This window comes from Mycobacterium parascrofulaceum ATCC BAA-614, assembly GCF_000164135.1.
Classification (GTDB): Bacteria; Actinomycetota; Actinomycetes; order Mycobacteriales; family Mycobacteriaceae; genus Mycobacterium; species Mycobacterium parascrofulaceum.
The window spans coordinates 1-1,745 of the sequence record NZ_GG770596.1; the positions used below are offsets into that span (position 1 = coordinate 1).

Consider the following 1,745-nt stretch of genomic DNA (forward strand, 5'->3'; position numbering starts at 1 on the left):
GTTCGCTACGGGCGATCAGCTGACCTGGGCTTTTACCACCGGAAGCCCCGGGTCGCTGGGCACGTCCAGCGGGGAGGGCGGCGCCCCGGCGGCCACCAGGTGCGCGGCGAAGGACGCGATCATCGCCCCGTTGTCGGTGCACAGCCGCGGCCCGGGGATCCGCAGCGTCAGCCCGGCCGCCGCGCACCGCTGCTCGGCCAGCTTCCGCAGCCGCGAATTGGCGGCCACCCCCCCGGCGATCAGCAACGTCGAGACGCCGAGGCCCGTCGCCGCGCGCACCGCCTTCATCGTGAGCACGTCGGCGACCGCCTCCTGAAATCCCGCCGCGACGTCGGCGTTCACCGCGTCCGGGTGGCTTTCCAAATAGCGGGCCACGGCCGTCTTGAGACCCGAGAAGCTGAAGGCGTACGGGTCGTCGCCGGGGCCGGTCATGCCGCGCGGGAAGGTGATGGCGTCGCGGTCGCCCGTGCGGGCCAGGTCGTCGAGCACCTTGCCGCCGGGATAGCCCAGCCCCAGCAGGCGGGCCACCTTGTCGTAGGCCTCGCCGGCGGCGTCGTCGACGGTGCTGCCCAGCTCGGCGATCGGCTCACCGAGCGAACGCACGTGCAGCAGGTGGGTGTGTCCACCGGAGACCAGCAGCGCCACGCACTCGGGCAGCGGGCCATGTTCGTAGACGTCGGCGGCCAGGTGCCCGCCCAGGTGGTTGACGGCGTAGAACGGCACCCCCCAGGCCGCCGCGTACGCCTTGGCCGCGGCCACCCCGACCAGCAGGGCGCCGGCCAGTCCCGGCCCGATCGTGGCGGCGACGACGTCCGGCTTGCCCACGCCGGCCGCCGCCAAGGCGCGACGCATCGTCGGGCCGAGCGCTTCCAGGTGCGCGCGCGACGCGATCTCGGGCACCACGCCGCCGAACCGGACGTGCTCGTCGACGCTGGACGCCACCTCGTCGGCCAGCAGCGTCACGGTGCCCCCAGGACCGGAGCCGGCGAGGCGCGCGATGCCCACTCCCGTTTCGTCGCAAGAGGTTTCGATGGCCAGGATGATCGTCATAGCGCTTCCCGCCGCATCGTATAGGCGTCGGCGCCGCTGGCGCGGTAGTAGCGCCTGCGCAGACCGATCTGCTCGAAGCCCACGCTGCGGTACAGCGAGATCGCCGCCTCGTTGTCGGTGCGCACCTCCAGGAAGACGGCGCCGCCGTCGGCGAAGACCAGCAGCTCGTCGAGCAACCGGCGGCCGATGCCCCGCCCCTGATAGGCCGGGTCGACACCGATGGTGTGCACCTCGTATTCGAACGGCGGGGTGCGGCCCAGCCGCGAGATGCCCGCGTATCCGACGAGCGTGCCGCCGGCGCGCGCGCCGACGTAGTGGTTGTGCTTGCTGGCCAGTTCGCGGTTGAACGCCGCCGCGGGCCAGGGGTCGTCGCCGTCGAACAGCTGCCTCTCCAGCTCGGCGCAGCGCGCCGCGTCGGCGGGGCTCAGCGCGCCGAGCGTCACGGGCTCACTGGGGGCGGTCATCCGCGCGCCGCCATCGGTTTGGCGTCCGGGCGGCGCAGATACAGCGCCACCAGGGGCGGCGGGGGCTGCGACCAGTCGGGCACCGCGGCGACGAGCCCGGCCGGCGTGGGGTTGATCGGCCCGCGGCGCGGCAGGTCGAACAGCGCGGCGTGCTCGGGCGAGCCGGCCACCGTCTGGGCCCCGCCCGGGTCGACGTCGGCCGGGGCGTTGACCGCGGGCCCCTCGATGCGC

At 74.2% G+C, this 1,745-nt stretch carries 2 protein-coding genes and 1 pseudogene; all 3 read right to left on the minus strand.

Annotated features, from left to right (window positions below; all coding sequences use genetic code 11):
• Nucleotides 1-15: 15 nt before the first annotated feature.
• A complete protein-coding gene (gene tsaD / locus HMPREF0591_RS29685) occupies nt 16-1,050 on the minus strand; it encodes a tRNA (adenosine(37)-N6)-threonylcarbamoyltransferase complex transferase subunit TsaD (protein ID WP_007172580.1) in 1,035 nt (344 codons plus the stop codon).
• Entirely contained in the window at nt 1,047-1,514 is a 468-nt protein-coding gene (rimI, locus tag HMPREF0591_RS29690; RefSeq protein ID WP_007172581.1) for a ribosomal protein S18-alanine N-acetyltransferase, read from the minus strand. Before rimI ends, tsaD begins: the two co-directional genes overlap by 4 nt.
• A pseudogene (locus HMPREF0591_RS29695) lies at nt 1,511-1,745 on the minus strand (tRNA (adenosine(37)-N6)-threonylcarbamoyltransferase complex dimerization subunit type 1 TsaB); the annotation flags it as partial. The pseudogene HMPREF0591_RS29695 and the gene rimI, both read right to left, overlap by 4 nt.

What these genes read in the sequence shown, in the direction of transcription:
- tsaD (WP_007172580.1), bottom strand. Translation starts at nt 1,050, where the DNA reads ATGACGATCATCCTGGCCATCGAAACCTCTTGCGACGAAACGGGAGTG.
- rimI (WP_007172581.1), bottom strand. Translation starts at nt 1,514, where the DNA reads ATGACCGCCCCCAGTGAGCCCGTGACGCTCGGCGCGCTGAGCCCCGCC.